Raw genomic sequence first — 15655 nt, 5'->3', positions numbered from 1 at the left:
CTTGTTGTCAGTTTAGTTGTTTGCTGAAGAAACTTTTATATCTGTTCCCAGTCGCTGTAGATACGCTATTAATGCCACTATTTCTGCGTCACTATTTATATCTATTTTGTCTGAAGAAAGAGACTTCACAATTTCATTTGCCTGATTTTCCAACTCCTTGTTAGCGATCTCTTCGTATCCTTTTTTATAAGGAACCCCTATAGTTCTCAGAGCCGATATTTTGCCTGCGGTTAAATCAAGATCCACGGTTTGTGTAAATAACCAAGGATAAGCGGGCATTATAGAACCTGGAGACATGGAAGTAGGATCCAGCATGTGGTTGAAATGCCAGGAATGGGGATATTTCTCTCCTACCCTATGCAAATCCGGTCCGGTTCTTTTCGAACCCCATAAAAACGGATGGTCATAAACAAACTCTCCTGCTTTTGAATACTCACCATATCTTTCCGTTTCTGACCTAAATGGTCTTACCATTTGAGTATGGCATACACTACAACCCTCTCTGATGTAGATATCCCTGCCATGCAACTCAAGTGGAGTATAGGGTTGTACACTTGCTATTGTAGGTACATTTGATTTGATTAGGAAAGTAGGTATCATTTCTATGGCTCCTCCAATCAATATAGCTACTAAAGCAAGGCCTGTAAATACAACTGGTTTTCTTTCTAGTACGGAATGCCATCCTTCTCCAATAAATTTTTTCTTTTCCAATGCCGGAGCTTCAGCATCTTCCTCGGCTAAGAACATTCCGGATTTGGCTGTTTTCACCAAATTATAGGTCATAATAATGGCTCCTGTGAGGTATAGAAAACCACCCACAGCACGCAACATATACATTGGAATAATCTGAGTTACCGTTTCAAGAAAATTGGGGTATTGTAAAAAACCTTCGGCAGTAAACTCTTTCCACATCAGGCTTTGAACTATGCCCGCCCAGTACAGTGGCAAAGCGTAGAAAATGATGCCTAATGTACCCAACCAAAAATGCGTATTGGCTAGTTTTATAGAATAAAGTTTTGTTTTCCACATTCTTGGGATCAGCCAATACAACATACCAAATATCATAAAACCATTCCAGCCCAAACCTCCGACATGAACGTGTGCAACGATCCAATCTGTAAAGTGAGCAATAGCGTTAACATTTTTCAATGAAAGCATTGGTCCTTCAAAAGTTGCCATGCCATAAGCAGTTACTGCCACCACCATAAATTTCAAAACAGGATCTTCGCGTACTCTATCCCATGCTCCGCGCAAAGTAAGTAATCCATTCAGCATACCTCCCCAGGAAGGAGCAATCAGCATAATAGAAAAAACCACTCCCAAGGTTTGAGCCCAATCCGGTAAAGAAGTATATAATAGATGATGAGGGCCTGCCCAGATGTAGATGAAGATAAGAGACCAAAAATGGATAATGGAAAGTTTGTATGAATATACGGGTCGATTGGCTGCTTTGGGAAGAAAATAATACATCAGCCCTAAGTAAGGAGTAGTAAGGAAAAATGCTACGGCATTGTGACCATACCACCATTGCACCAATGCATCCTGAACGCCTGCATACCAGGAGTAGCTTTTGAAAAAGGTGACTGGTATAGCAAACGAATTTACAATATGCAGCACAGCTACTGTAACAAATGTGGCTATATAAAACCATATTGCCACATACATGTGGCGTTCACGTCGTTTCAAGATGGTACCAATCATGTTGATCCCGAAAACGACCCAAATAATAGCAATTGCTATATCAATTGGCCATTCTAATTCAGCATATTCTTTTGAAGTAGTCATGCCCAGAGGCAGTGTGATGGCTGCTGCCAAAATGATCAACTGCCAACCCCAGAAATGGATCCAACTCAAAGTGTCGTTGAAGAGCCTGGCTTTTAACAACCGTTGTAGAGAATAATAAATCCCGGCAAACATTGCATTTCCTACAAAAGCAAAGATGATCGCATTTGTATGCAATGGTCTGATCCTGCCAAACGTAGTGTATTGAAGATCAAAATTGAAAACGGGATAAAAAAGCTGTATAGCTGCTGTTAGCCCTACCAACATACCTACCAGTCCAAATATGACAGTAGCTACTATAAAATATTTGACAATCTTATTGTCGTACTTAAATTGCTCCAATTCCATTATTATCAATATTTAAATAATCAGATGCTAAGTTATTTTTCATTTATAAAATTAAACATGATATTCTAATATAGAAAGAATGATTTTCATCATATCTTGCGTTTGCATGAAATTTTGTAACAAAATTTCATAAATGGTGTATATATATGATAGTCCATGAAAATATGGATTTTTTACTTTCAGTTCTTATAGGCTTGGGCATTATAAAATTCAGACGGCACAAGGAGGGTTGTTTATAAGAATATGTTTTTCATGATCAAACAACCTAATGATGCCTCTAAAACATATTATTGGAAAAGGAATTCTTGCAATATGTTTTATGTATGTTTCATTCTTACCAATTTATGGCCAACAAATTGGGTTTGACTTTCCTGACGATGTTGATAAGGTTGAAATTCCGTTTGAGCGATATAATAACCTTATTGTCATTCCTGTTACCATCAATAATTCACTTACACTAAAATTCATATTAGATACCGGGGTTCAGTTTGCAATTTTGACTGAAAAGTCATTTGCTGAGTTTTTGAACCTTGAATACGACCGGAGGTTGGTAATTCAGGGACCCGGTATGATGGATTCAGTGAGTGCTCAGGTTGCGACTAAAGTAGAGATGCATTTGCCCGGAGGAATAACTTCTGGTGTGAATCAATCCCTTTTAGTATTGGAAAAAGACTACCTGAATTTAAGACGAAATCTGGGTGCGGATGTTTACGGAATTATAGGTTATGATATATTTAGTCGGTTTGTGGTTGAATTTGATTATGATCAAAGGGTTATTGTATTGCATGAACCAAGAAAGTTTAGACCAAGAAAATACCACAATAGAGTTCCCATGCAGGTAGTTAATACCAAACCATATATCTCTACCAGGCTTACTTTTGATAATGGAGAACAGGAAGACTTGAATTTGATGGTGGACACAGGGGCAAGCCATGCCATATTGCTTGATGATGGCTCTTCAGATGTGCTCTTACCTTCTAAAACCATTAAAACAGTAATTGGCAGAGGGCTTGGTGGTGACATAAATGGGCTTTTGGGAAGAGTTCAAAAGTTACAAATCAATAAGTTCGTTTTCGAAAATCCTATTGCTTCATTTCCTGAGGAAAAAGACTACCCATCCGCCATGAAGCGCGGAAGCAGAAATGGTACCATCGGGGGAGAAATACTGACTCGTTTTCACCCTGTCTTTGATTATTTCAGAGGTGTCTTATACTTAAGGAAGAGCCGGGAATACACTAAGAGTTTTGAGCATGATATGAGTGGCATTGATATTATGGCAAGTGGCTCTAAATTTGATCAAATTAAGGTAATGGCGGTTAGAGAAGATTCCCCAGCCGATCTGGCTGGGGTAGAAGTAAATGATATTATTACAAGTATCAATGGGTTTGACACTACAGAAGTAGCGTTTTCTGCTATCACGACAACTTTACGCCTTAAATCAGGCAAACGAATCAATATGAAAGTAAGAAGAAAGGGAGAAATAATCAAGACTTCCTTTAGGTTGAAAAGGATGATTTGATATTTGCATTAATACTAAATAGGCCATACTTTTTGCAGTTAGGTTTGTCAAAGGCTAAAAATCAGGCCTACCTTTACTAGAGATATGTTTAAAAAAATCACTATAAAAAAGAGGTTCTTTCAAAAGTATTCAAGAGTTGCCGGATTTATTCCGGCATCCCCCGGAGAAACCATCTATAGCTGTTTCTCGCACAGATCCCAGAATAAATCTGGGAATTATCTAACTTTTGAAAACAGCCTCTTTTTTTTATAGTTCTATTTCAAGAAATAAGGCTCCAGTCAGTTTTGCTTTTATTCATGCTAGTTAAAACCTCGTTTAATATTTTATTTTCTACCAAACCCAGAGAAGGGTCTTTATCAAGAATTTTTTCAGCACAATCTCTGGCTTCTTTCAATATTTTTCCGTCTAGTGCCAAATCAGCAATGTGAAGATCTAGCACGCCACTTTGTTGAGTGCCGCTTAAATCTCCAGGTCCTCTGATTTTGAGGTCTGTTTCTGCTATTCGGAATCCATCGTTGGTTTCTACCATTGTCTTTATTCTTTCACGCGCTTCTGTACTTAGTTTGTTTCCAGTCATTAAAATACAATAAGACTGATCAGCTCCTCTGCCCACTCTACCCCGAAGTTGATGCAATTGTGATAAACCGAATCGTTCTGCATTCTCTATCACCATAACTGTTGCATTGGGCACATTTACACCTACTTCTATTACTGTTGTCGCTACTAGTATTTTAGTTTCATTGCGGATGAACCGTGCCATTTCAAAATCTTTGTCCTTAGGTTTCATTTTACCATGAACAATGCTAATGGGTGTTTTAGAAAAAGCTCTGGAAATGCTTTCGTATCCATCCATTAAATCCTTGTAATCATAATTAGCTGATTCTTCTATCAATGGATATACAATATATACCTGACGGCCTGTTTCAATTTGGTGCCTCATAAAACCAAACAATTTTAGCCTTCCCGAATCTCTAAGATGGTTGGTTTGAATGGATTTTCTTCCTTTTGGAAGTTCTGTTATTGTTGATATTTCCAGATCGCCATACAAGGTCATCGCAAGAGTTCTTGGAATCGGTGTGGCAGTCATCACCAGTACATGAGGGTAAACGTCATCATTTTTCTGCCATAGCCGTGCTCTTTGGGCTACCCCAAATCTATGCTGTTCGTCAATGACAGCAAGGCCAAGTTTTTTAAACCCGATATCTGGTTCTAACAGCGCATGAGTTCCTACAATGATATTTAATGTGCCGATTTTAAGTGCCTCTAAAATCTTTCTGCGCTCACTTTTTTTAGTGGACCCTGTGACCAAACCAATTTGGAGGTTCATTTTATCAGCATATTCTTTTAATCCTACATAATGCTGGCTGGCAAGAATTTCTGTAGGTGCCATAATAGCAGCCTGAGTGTCACAACTCAAAGCTATCAGCATGCAAATAAAGGCGGTTATGGTCTTGCCACTACCTACATCTCCCTGAAGCAATCGGTTCATTTGACTTCCTGATCTCATGTCTCCATAAATTTCCTTTATCACAAGTTTTTGTGAGTCGGTCAGATCAAAGGGTAGAAAATTTTTATAAAACTCGGAGACCAGGCTACTGTCATGCATTACAATGCCTTTATGCTTTTTCCTGATGACCTTTTTCTCTCTGACGAGTCTGAGTTGGATATAAAAAAGCTCCTCAAATTTTAACCTTAAAGTAGCTTTTTTTAATAGTTCTTCATTTTTTGGGAAGTGAATATTTTTCAGACAGCTTTTTCTATCCAAAAATTTATATCGCTCTATCAAATAAGAAGGAAGGCTTTCTTCTATTTTATTTTGAGCAAGAGCATAAAGATTCTGTTGGAATTTTCCTATTGCTTTGGAGTCAAGGTAAGTTTTTTTAAGTTTTTCAGTAGATCTGTATATAGGAACAAATGACCCGTATCCATTTTCATTCTGTGGAGTTAACAGATCTATTTCAGGATGTGAGATATTATAGGAACCGTTAAATAGAGTAGGCTTTCCATAAATTAAATAGGGAACTCCTGTTTTTATTTTTTCAGAAATCCATTTGATTCCTTTGAACCAGACCAGTTCCATTTGTCCTGTTTCATCCTTAAAGTAAGCAACCAATCTTTTTTTCTTTTGAATGCCTATTTCTTCTTTATAGCTGATAATTCCTTTGAGTTGCAGGTATGAGCTGGTATCGTTTATTTCAGATACCTTGTGGAAATGTGTTCTGTCCTCGTATCTGAATGGAAAATGTAGAATGAGGTCTTTGAAGGTAAATATTCCCAGCTCTTCGTTGAGTAATTTGGCTCGTTTTGAACCAACTCCTTTTAGAAATTCTATTTTGGTTTCAAAAAAACCGTTCATTTCGAAAAGTTATAAAATGTTACTGTAATTCAATCATTCCATTCAAGTGAATTGAGCATGTGAATGATGTCTTTTTTAACATAGTTTATTACAGGAGCCAGAGAATCGTTTTTTGTTGACGTTTTGAAATAGAGAGCTCCCCGGATAAAATGATTTATGGAGTCAGTTACATGGAACTGGAAAGGACTTGGAACCTCGCCTGAAAGCGACATCACAGTTGCTTTACCTCCATTCGACAAATTAATCACTGCTTCATCTATAGCATAGGCTTTTACATTGTGCTTGGAGGTAAGGTTGTACGAATCATTCAAGTATTCTTTCAAATTTTGTTTGTTTTTTTCTACGGGTTTGTAGGTTACTTGAATGGTAGCACCTAGTTCCGGATACGTTAGATCGATCCAATAGCGCTCCGAAATCCAAGAACTGTCTCTCGTAATTTTTGCAAAAGCAGAATAGGAAAAATTATAGGGAAAACTATCAGGCAACTGAATGTAAACAGCTTGGGGCAATTCTATTCTGTTATACCCTTTGGGCTTAGGAGAAAACTCGCTTTCACATGAAACCAGAGTGCATACGATGAAAACAAAGATCAGGCTTAGAGCATGTTTTAAGTATATTTTTGATTCAATCACGATTTGTTATTTGAAATGACAAGAAATGGTGTTTTGATATTTCCGGTACTTTGACGGATTATTTTTCATTGATGAAAACCCTCACTCTTTTGATCCTTTTGTCGCTTACTGCAACAATGGTAAATACCAAATTTTGAAAGTGAATCTTTTCTCCTGATTTTGGGAGCTTCGAGTTAATTTCCAAAAGAAGGCCTCCAACAGATTCGCTTTCACCTTTGGCATCATCTATAATAGCATGATCTATACCGGTGACCCTGCAAAAATCCATAAGAGATGTTTTTCCTTCAAAGATAAAGGTGTTGTTGTCCAGTTTATTGTATGGAATATCAGATGCTTCATCAAATTCATCATTTATTTCTCCTACTATCTCTTCGATGACATCTTCAAGGGTAATTAACCCCGAAGTACCTCCGTATTCATCTACTACTATGGCGATGTGAACTCTTTTTTCCTGAAAGTCATTGAAAAGAGTATCTATTTTTTTTGTTTCCGGTACAAAAAAACCAGGCCTTAATAAAACCTGCCACTCAAATTTCTCATCTTCATTTAAGTATGGTAATAAGTCTTTTATATATAAAATACCCTCTATCTTGTCCATAGTGTCGTTATACACCGGCAGCCTTGAATATCCGGTTTTTTTAACCAGAGAAATCAATTCATGAAAATTTGTATTGATCTCAACCGAGGTAATATCGAGTCTTGATTTCATGATTTGCTTTACGGATAGTGTACCAAAATTCACAATTCCTTTTAAAATGCCCTTTTCTTCCTCGGTTGCCTCTCCGTCAGTAGTGAGTTCGAGTGCATGATGCAATTCGGTGACAGAAACATTATAGCCCTTTTTTTCTATTCTTTTTTCGATCAGATTACTAATAGACATCAATAACCAAGACAAGGGTTTGAAGAAGTTATAAGAAATGAATAACAGTCCGGATGTGTGTTTTGCAAAAATGAAGTTATTTTGATTGGCGTAAATTTTTGGGACAATTTCTCCAACAAACACTATGGCAACAGTGACCAAAGTGGTTAAGGTTATTAATATAGCTCCTTCGGTATTTTTGTTGCCAGTGATCTGCCACGTAAAATAAGTACAGATCATGACAATGGCTATGTTCACAAAATTGTTGAGTATAAGTATGGTTGCCAACAAGCGTTTTGGGTTTGAAAGCAACTGATATATTCTGTGGACTTGAGTGGAATCAGAGTCTTTACTTTCTTTGATTTGATCTTGTGAGAGTGAAAAATAAGCCACTTCAGATCCTGAAACCAAAGCAGAAAGTCCAAAAAGGAAGATTACCAATAAAGTAATAAAAGCAACGAAGTAAAAATCTAATGTTGATAAGATTGCGGATAATTCAAATAACCCCGGAAAAGGATCGTCCATAAGAAATGAATATTATTTTAAACCTAAAACGGCAGATCGTCAATTTCGTTTTCGCTTGTTGCAGGTTCTGACGAAGTAGTAGTACCAGTGTTACTGGTTTCATTTTGTGTTCCTTCTTCAGAAGAAGGGCGGCTGCCTAGTAGTGTCATCTCTCTTCCTACCACTTCTGTCCTGTATCTGGTGATGCCATCTTTATCGTCATAAGACCTTGAAGTCAATTTCCCTTCGATATATACCTGCCCACCTTTGGCAAGGTATTTTTCTGCTATTTCAGCAAGAGGTGTCCACAATACCACATTGTGCCATTCGGTCTGGGTAACCCGTTCGCCTTCCCGGTTTTTATAAGTCTCACTTGTAGCCAACGAAAAGTTTGCCACAGCTCTTCCATTTTCCAAATGTCTCACTTCCGGATCTTTACCCAGATTACCTACCAGAATTACTTTGTTTACACCAGCCATAATTTCAATTTTTTAACAGAGTCAAATAAAATAACAACAAGTTAAGTTAAATAATTTGTCTCCTTTTTCAAATATTTATCCATTAATCTTGATATGGGTAAAGTATCTAATGCTATTGTCTCTACTTCCTCAAGATCGAATTTTCTTTTAATCACACCAAAATCTTTTCTACTATCAATAGAAAAAACGAAGAACTTTGCGAAAATAGTCTGATGTGTCAAAATATGCTTAAAGTTACTCGAACTAGTTACTATATTTCCCAGATCGGATAGAAATTTTGCCTGATTAACCATAAGCTGGTCAAATCCTTGTTCGTCAGGTGTTTCTAACAACAAAAAATCGTACATGCCTTTCCAAATATCTTTTGTTTTTCTTTCTTTGACCAACACTTTGTCGTCATGAACGATGACAAAATAATTGAAATGTCTGATTTTCTTTTTTACTTTTTTTTTCTTCACAGGTAACACATCCTGTAAACCGTGTTTGTATGCAAAACAATGAGTTTTAAATGCACACCCATTACAATTTGGAGATTTGGGAACACACTGAAGAGCACCAAATTCCATAATGGCCTGATTAAATTTATCAGGTGTTTGATGTGGAATTAAGGATTCTGCTTTATTCCAAAATACTTTGTGGCTTGACGTTTCGGAAATGTCATTTTCTATTCCATAAATTCTTGACAATACTCTAAATACATTTCCATCCAAAACAGGTACAGTTTGTTTAAATGAAAATGATGCAATTGCCGCCGCAGTATATTTCCCTATTCCTTTAAGTTTTAATAATTGGTTAAAATCCGGGGGAAACTGGCCATTATGTTCGTTTACAACCTCTTTGGCACAAACCAGCATGTTTCGGGCTCTTGAATAATAGCCCAATCCCTGCCATAATTTCAAGATATCTTGTTCGCTGGCATTAGCAAATGCTTCAATGTCTGGAAAAGTTTTTAGAAATTTATTGAAATAAGGCAAACCCTGTTGCACCCGTGTTTGCTGAAGGATAATCTCAGAAAGCCAGATCACATACGGGTTGTTGGTATCTCTCCATGGCAAATCTCTTTTGTTGATTTCATACCAGTTTATCAGACTAGTAGAGAAAGTTTTGGATAAATTGATTTGAAATTCTGTGTTCATTAAAGTTTTAATATTTCTGAATTCCTGATTTTTTGCTTTTATTTGCCGTTCCAAAGATCAAATATTTCGAAAAACGAAAATAGTTGGTATTAAGGGTTTTATATTAGAAATGATTAAAATTTATCGCCGTGACGAAAGCAGATGTAATAAATGAGATAGCAGACAAAACTGGAATTGATAGACTTGATGTGCAAGCATCGGTGGAAGCTTTTTTTAGTGTGGTAAAAAATTCGATGGCAGATGGAGAAAACATCTACGTTCGTGGCTTTGGGAGTTTCATTAACAAAAAGAGGGCAAAGAAAATAGCCAGAAACATTTCCCAAAATACAGCAATGGTGATAGACGAACACTACATTCCAAGCTTTAAACCCTCAAAGGTATTTATTGAGAAAATAAAAACCAGCAAAAAAATTGGTTAAACGACCTTCCCTATATGTCGCTTCATAGAATAGCAGTAAGTGTTATTGCCGTAGTACTGATTATAGTTTTGTACAGTCTTCCAAAGGTTGTTATTGATAATGATTCTACAGAAACGGGCATAACTGGTAAGAATGAGTCCATGACAAGCCACGATTTCAAAATCAGTACAAGCGATAGTGTTAAAATGGCAGGATTTTATAATAAAATTTCTTCTGCCGGAAATAATAAAAAAAGTATTATCTTTGCGGACTCTTTGGCAAATCTGTATTTGGCTTACAATAAATTGGACAGTGCGGAGAAATTTGCAAGATTTATTTTAAACCAGGGAGATCAAACGGAAAATTACCTGCTGGCTGGAAATATTTTTTTTAAAGCTTTCGGTTTTTCAAAGGTCCAGAGTGAAGTAACTAAGTTCAGTGGGTTAGCTGCTGATTGCTTTAATAAGGTGTTGGAAACGGACTCAAAAAATCCGGATGTGAAAGCAAAACTAGCTATGACAATGGTGAGTTCGGCAAATCCGATGCAGGGTATCAGCATGTTGAGAGAGGTTCTGGAAGAATATCCGGAAAACGAAACAGCACTTTACAATTTAGGTGTTTTATCGATGCAGTCTGGTCAGTATGACAAAGCCGTTGATAGATTTAAGAAATTAACAGAAATAAATGCCGAAAATGTTCAGGCATTTTTCTATTTAGCTGTCAGTTATTTTGAATTAGATCAAAAAGATATAGCAGCCGAATTGTTTGAAAAAGTAAAACAAATGGATAATGATGCTGCCATTAATCAAGCAGCAGATGGTTATCTAAAGGAAATAAACGAATTATAAAACATTAAATATTTTTAATTATGCCTTGTGGTAAAAAAAGGAAAAGACATAAGATTTCTACTCACAAAAGAAAGAAAAGGTTAAGAAAAAACAGACATAAGAAGAAGTAATAACTTCCAATAGTTTTTTCTATATTCAACAATAAAACCATATCAATTTGAGTAACGAATTAGTAATAAGTTCAACTCAAAATGGATGTCGAATAGCCCTTTTAAAGGACAAAAAATTAGCTGAGTTTCATACAGATGAAAACGGTAACCAGTTTAATGTAGGTGATGTTTATTTTGGTACAGTAAAGAAAGTTGTACCGGGATTGAATGCTGCCTTTATTGACATTGGATACGAAAAAGATGCATTTCTTCATTATCTGGATCTCGGACCCCAACTTAGATCACTTATTAAGTTTTCCAAGCAGGTTGTAACCGGTAAAATTACCGGGGGCAAAATGAATGGTTTCAAACGGGAAGGTGACATTGATAAGTTTGGAAAAATGAGCCAGGTGCTTACTAAGAACCAGAAAATTTTGGTTCAGGTAGTAAAAGAACCCATCTCAACAAAAGGGCCTAGATTATCCTGTGAGTTGTCCATAGCGGGCAGATACATAGTATTGGTGCCGTTTTCGGATTCAGTATCAGTATCAAAAAAAATAACCAGTAGCGACGAACGCAAAAGGCTACTTAGGCTTATCAGTTCGATTAAGCCCGAAAATTTCGGTGTAATCATACGTACTGTGGCGGAAGGCAAAGATGTAGCAGAGCTTGATAAAGACCTTAGAAATCTTGTAAAAACCTGGCAGGACGGTATGCTCGCCTTAAAGAAGGCCAAACCTTCTGACAAGATAATAGGGGAAATGAACCGGGCAAACAGCATATTAAGAGACGTTCTTAATGAATCTTTCGATAGCGTTACTGTTGATGATAAAGACATGTATAACGACATTCGGTCGTTTATCACCAAGATTGCCCCGGGAAGAGAAAAACTTGTCAAAATGCACAATGGCAAGGCTAAAATATTCGAAGCTTTTGGAATCGAAAAGCAGCTTAAAGGGTTGTTTGGCCAATCTGTGAGTATAGATGGGGGTGGGTATTTGATCATAGAGCACACAGAGGCACTTCATGTCATTGATGTTAACAGCGGAAACAAATCCAATGCTGAGGATAATCAGGAAAATACTGCGCTCAAGGTAAACCTTGATGCAGCCAAAGAAATTGCCCGTCAGCTTAGGCTTAGGGATATGGGAGGTATTATAGTGGTCGATTTTATCGATATGAGGAAAGTAGAAAACAAAAAGCTACTTTTCCAAAAGATGAAAGAAGAAATGGCTACCGACAGGTCTAAGTTTACCATACTTCCTTTGTCTAAATTTGGATTGATGCAAATAACGCGTCAAAGGGTAAGACCGGAGATGAACATTAAAACTGGTGAAGTTTGCCCTACATGTAATGGAACGGGTAAAATTACTGCTTCCATACTTGTTGCAGATCAGATTGAAAAGAACATCGAACACCTGATGGTGAAACAAAATGAAAAGAAGCTGGCCATTACACTTCATCCTTATTTGTTTGCTTATTTCACCAAAGGATTGATTTCGCAGCAAATAAAATGGTTTTTCACTTATAAGCGGTGGATAAACCTGGTGGAAGATTCATCACTTCCTTTTACCGAATATAGCATTATCAATGCTATGGGGGAAGAAATAGAAATTTAAAATCAGAACTTGATTCCTAACTGGAGGCTTATCATATCCAGTTTTGTAATCAAGTTATCTGTTATTCCTGATTCTACTTTGCTAATCGTATTGATCAGGCCTCTGTTGTAAACAATAGCTGCATACAATACAGAACTTGCCCCGGAATCATGTTCTGCACCAATGCCGAAAACAAAGGAAGCATCATAAGGTTTAAATTTTTCAACCAATGTATAGCTGTCATCAAGTGCTTCACTAAATATTTTCACTTCAGCCAATACACCAAGCTGAAAAAATCCTTTTACATCAGGTGCTACTTCACTGGTAAACAGTTTGATGGTTAAGGGAATCTGCAAATATTGTGACTTATAAACCTCTTTGGATACCGAAGAGCCTGTAGGTTCAATTGTAAGTCCAACCCTTTTTGGGGCATAGATTATCCCGGTACTGAATGAATATGTATCTGTAATCTCAAAATCTGCATTGAGACCAAATTTGAATTTAATTCCTGAACCATTGTTGGTGATTTTAGCCTGATCTGAATCGAATTTGACTCTGTTTAATACAAGAGATGGAGAAAATGTCAAGCCAATTTTAGGTTGGGCAACAGCAGATGTCCCTAATACAAGCAAAAAAAATATGATGGTGGATTTTTTCATTTGCGATCAAATTAGGATTTTATTAGAATACCCATTGTAAATAATTGAATGAATACAAGTTTAAGAATAATTCATTAAACGATTCGTTTGACTATGGATTAATTGATTAAAAAAACAGTCAAAATACTATTTTGAAATAAAAATCAAAGCACTTTTTTAAGGACAGAAGATTCATATTTTTGTGTGGTATTACATTTTAAAATTTATTGAAAAAGTGGATAATAAATACACTCTTAAAGCACTATTCCCAATTATTATTTTTACAATCTGTAGCATTACTTTTTTAGCTTGTGAGGATAAATTATGTAGGGATATTCCTGATATCTCTTCAATAGATGTAAGTGTCGAGAAAATCACTTTGGAAGATGAGTTGATGGGTGCGAATAGCTGGGAGGAAGTGGAAGCCTTTTTATCAGAAAATAGGGTGTTTGCAGACTATTTTCTTCATGCAAACCAATACCCACACGATTCCATTCTGGCAAAGAGGGTGTATAGGTTATTGAAAGCTCCTTCGGTCGATACATTGTTTATGGAGAGTAAGCAAGTCTTTGCTAATATGGATGATATTCTGGCAGACTACAGGCAAGCATACCAAATCATTAACTATCATTATCCCAATACCCCGGTACCAAAATTGGCTACAGTGGTTACTGCTTTTTACAACGACCTGTATATATCTGACTCTTTGATTATTGTAGGGTTAGACTATTTTTTAGGTACTGAAGCCACTTTCAGGCCCGATGAACACCAGTACATTTTGAAGCGGTTTAAGAAAGAAAGCCTTGTCCCTACTATTATGAATTTTGTGTCTAATGAATTCAATCAAATTGATCAAACGCATAATACACTGCTTTCTGATATGGTCAACATAGGAAAATCATTTTATTTTACTTCTCAAGTCTTGCCTTGCACACCCGATTCGTTGATCATTGGCTACACTGCTGAAGAGATAAAACTAGTAAATGAAAATCAGGAAATTATTTGGGCTAACCTGATAGAGAATGAGTTGCTATATGAAAGAAATGACTACATGAAAAATAAGTTCATCGGGGAAAGGCCCAACGTGAGTGAGATCAGTGAAAACTGTCCGGGAAGGGTAGGCGCATGGTTGGGCTGGGAAATAGTGAAAAAGTACATGGAAAGAAATAGTGATGTGACTATCACAGAGTTAATGGCTGAAACCGATGCACATAAAATATTTCAGATGGCTAAGTATCGGCCAAAGAATTTTGAATAGGATTTATGAGAATCCTAATAAAATCAAACTGCCTCTGAGATAACATTTCCAACGAAAAACTATTTTCCGCCAATTGCCTTGAGTTTTTTTGAAATGATTTTAATATCTCTTTGTTGTCAATAAAAGTGAGAAGTTTTTCAGTAAATAGCGGAGTATTCTCTGTTGGGTAAGAAAACCCTGCATCATTTGATTCTATGAGTTTCTTTATCCATCCATCAAAATTTGTAATAATCAGTTTACCTGATGCTAACCCATCAAACAACTTATTTGGGCTACCTGTATTGATGGACTTGATATTGATGAAAGAGATGTAAATGGCATCAGAAACATTGAGGATTTCTTTGATCCCCTTCCTATCGGTATGAGGCTGGAAATCTACATTTTCCAGATTGGATTCTTTTTTCAATTTCAAGAGCTTTTCCTTTTCTGCTCCTTCACCGACCAGCAGAAATTTAACAGGTAATAGTAAAGATGCTTTTGCTGCTTCCAGTAAATATTCTAAATGGTTGGCAATGCCAAATGTTCCGGTGTAGCTGATTACAAATTTATTGTTAATGCTGTATTTCTGTTTGAGCGATTCCTGTTTTTCTTCAGGTTGAAAGAAGTCGATATCAGCAATGTTGGGTATTACTTTTATCGGTTTTTTCGGAACTATGGCCTGGATATACTCAGCAATTCCCGGAGATAAAGCCACTACTCCGGATGCATTACTGTAGCATACCTTTTCAAACCGAAACAAGATAGATTTAAGAAAAGTGCTTTTTATAGCTCCTACCTCCACTGGAATAAGTGGCCACAAATCACCTACTTCGAAAATATAAGGAATATTCCTTGTCCATTTAATCCAAAGTGCGATAAGCCCGGTAGTAAGGGGAGTGGTCATGACATAGCAGAGATCTATTCTTTTTACAGACCTAGATTTTTTACATGCCAACAATGCAAATCTTAAAAAGGCTATGATTCTTTTCTTAAAACTAAAAGCATTGTCATAAAGTACGGGAAGAAAATGGACGGTTACCCCATCAATATTTTTGGTTTCATAATAATCCTTGTTGTGAGCACTTATCACTTCTACATCAATTCCCTTTTTCACCAACTCTTTGGTGAGATAATAAGACCTGACACCTCCTCCTTCATCAGGGGTCCGAAAATATTGATGGATATAGAGTACTTTCAATTTGATTGAGGAAAGAATGTAATTTATTTATTAT

At 36.6% G+C, this 15655-nt stretch carries 13 protein-coding genes; 5 read left to right on the top strand and 8 right to left on the bottom strand.

Annotated features, from left to right (window positions below; genetic code table 11):
• Positions 1 to 12: 12 nt before the first annotated feature.
• Positions 13 to 2130 carry a cytochrome-c oxidase, cbb3-type subunit I gene (ccoN, locus tag AAOP42_RS18965; protein WP_349530150.1) on the bottom strand — a complete coding sequence of 706 codons (2118 nt, stop codon included), beginning with the start codon at positions 2128 to 2130 and terminating at the stop codon, positions 13 to 15.
• Positions 2131 to 2398: 268 nt separating this feature from the next.
• Here ccoN and AAOP42_RS18960 point away from each other — a divergent pair, with 268 nt between their 5' ends.
• Positions 2399 to 3649, top strand: coding sequence for an aspartyl protease family protein (locus AAOP42_RS18960; RefSeq protein ID WP_349530149.1), 1251 nt, complete (start codon positions 2399 to 2401; stop codon positions 3647 to 3649).
• Positions 3650 to 3908: 259 nt separating this feature from the next.
• Here AAOP42_RS18960 and recG read toward each other — a convergent pair whose 3' ends face one another.
• From recG to mutY, 5 genes are all read right to left on the bottom strand, one after another.
• Entirely contained in the window at positions 3909 to 6005 is a 2097-nt protein-coding gene (gene recG, locus AAOP42_RS18955; protein ID WP_349530148.1) for an ATP-dependent DNA helicase RecG, read from the bottom strand.
• A 29-nt stretch (positions 6006 to 6034) separates the two neighbouring features.
• Positions 6035 to 6634 carry a gliding motility lipoprotein GldD gene (gene gldD, locus AAOP42_RS18950; RefSeq protein WP_502947677.1) on the bottom strand — a complete coding sequence of 200 codons (600 nt, stop codon included), beginning with the start codon at positions 6632 to 6634 and terminating at the stop codon, positions 6035 to 6037.
• Between the two features lie 61 nt (positions 6635 to 6695).
• On the bottom strand, positions 6696 to 8021 hold the full coding sequence (gldE, locus tag AAOP42_RS18945; protein WP_349530146.1) for a gliding motility-associated protein GldE: 1326 nt from the start codon (positions 8019 to 8021) through the stop codon (positions 6696 to 6698).
• A gap of 23 nt (positions 8022 to 8044) precedes the next feature.
• Positions 8045 to 8479 carry a single-stranded DNA-binding protein gene (locus tag AAOP42_RS18940; RefSeq protein ID WP_349530145.1) on the bottom strand — a complete coding sequence of 145 codons (435 nt, stop codon included), beginning with the start codon at positions 8477 to 8479 and terminating at the stop codon, positions 8045 to 8047.
• 41 nt (positions 8480 to 8520) lie between these two features.
• A complete protein-coding gene (mutY, locus tag AAOP42_RS18935; RefSeq protein WP_349530144.1) occupies positions 8521 to 9615 on the bottom strand; it encodes an A/G-specific adenine glycosylase in 1095 nt (364 codons plus the stop codon).
• A 128-nt stretch (positions 9616 to 9743) separates the two neighbouring features.
• On the opposite strand from mutY, the gene AAOP42_RS18930 reads away from it, so the two are divergent.
• The 3 genes from AAOP42_RS18930 (at position 9744) to AAOP42_RS18920 (ending at position 12569) form a co-directional block, all read left to right on the top strand.
• Positions 9744 to 10034: an HU family DNA-binding protein gene (locus AAOP42_RS18930; protein ID WP_349530143.1), complete on the top strand. Its 291-nt coding sequence runs from the start codon at positions 9744 to 9746 to the stop codon at positions 10032 to 10034.
• 14 nt (positions 10035 to 10048) lie between these two features.
• Positions 10049 to 10861 carry a tetratricopeptide repeat protein gene (locus AAOP42_RS18925; protein WP_349530142.1) on the top strand — a complete coding sequence of 271 codons (813 nt, stop codon included), beginning with the start codon at positions 10049 to 10051 and terminating at the stop codon, positions 10859 to 10861.
• 157 nt (positions 10862 to 11018) lie between these two features.
• Positions 11019 to 12569: an Rne/Rng family ribonuclease gene (locus AAOP42_RS18920; RefSeq protein ID WP_349530141.1), complete on the top strand. Its 1551-nt coding sequence runs from the start codon at positions 11019 to 11021 to the stop codon at positions 12567 to 12569.
• 2 nt (positions 12570 to 12571) lie between these two features.
• On the opposite strand, the gene AAOP42_RS18915 is transcribed toward AAOP42_RS18920, so the two are convergent.
• Complete coding sequence (locus tag AAOP42_RS18915) at positions 12572 to 13207, bottom strand: porin family protein (protein WP_349530140.1); 636 nt, start codon at positions 13205 to 13207, stop codon at positions 12572 to 12574.
• 214 nt (positions 13208 to 13421) lie between these two features.
• Here AAOP42_RS18915 and gldB point away from each other — a divergent pair, with 214 nt between their 5' ends.
• Entirely contained in the window at positions 13422 to 14444 is a 1023-nt protein-coding gene (gene gldB / locus AAOP42_RS18910; RefSeq protein ID WP_349530139.1) for a gliding motility lipoprotein GldB, read from the top strand.
• Here gldB and AAOP42_RS18905 read toward each other — a convergent pair.
• Complete coding sequence (locus AAOP42_RS18905; protein ID WP_349530138.1) at positions 14416 to 15621, bottom strand: glycosyltransferase family 4 protein; 1206 nt, start codon at positions 15619 to 15621, stop codon at positions 14416 to 14418. The genes gldB and AAOP42_RS18905 overlap by 29 nt on opposite strands.
• Positions 15622 to 15655: the final 34 nt, after the last annotated feature.

Source organism: Reichenbachiella sp. MALMAid0571 (assembly GCF_040151475.1).
Lineage (GTDB): Bacteria > Bacteroidota > Bacteroidia > Cytophagales > Cyclobacteriaceae > CAXBNB01.
Note: the sequence above shows the minus strand (reverse complement) of the source record. Positions and strands in the feature narration are given on the sequence as shown.

Coding starts and splice junctions, on each gene's coding strand:
- AAOP42_RS18940 (WP_349530145.1), bottom strand. CDS start 8,479: ATGGCTGGTGTAAACAAAGTAATTCTGGTAGGTAATCTGGGTAAAGAT.
- mutY (WP_349530144.1), bottom strand. CDS start 9,615: ATGAACACAGAATTTCAAATCAATTTATCCAAAACTTTCTCTACTAGT.
- AAOP42_RS18960 (WP_349530149.1), top strand. CDS start 2,399: ATGATGCCTCTAAAACATATTATTGGAAAAGGAATTCTTGCAATATGT.
- AAOP42_RS18925 (WP_349530142.1), top strand. CDS start 10,049: ATGTCGCTTCATAGAATAGCAGTAAGTGTTATTGCCGTAGTACTGATT.
- recG (WP_349530148.1), bottom strand. CDS start 6,005: ATGAACGGTTTTTTTGAAACCAAAATAGAATTTCTAAAAGGAGTTGGT.
- ccoN (WP_349530150.1), bottom strand. CDS start 2,130: ATGGAATTGGAGCAATTTAAGTACGACAATAAGATTGTCAAATATTTT.
- gldE (WP_349530146.1), bottom strand. CDS start 8,021: ATGGACGATCCTTTTCCGGGGTTATTTGAATTATCCGCAATCTTATCA.
- AAOP42_RS18915 (WP_349530140.1), bottom strand. CDS start 13,207: ATGAAAAAATCCACCATCATATTTTTTTTGCTTGTATTAGGGACATCT.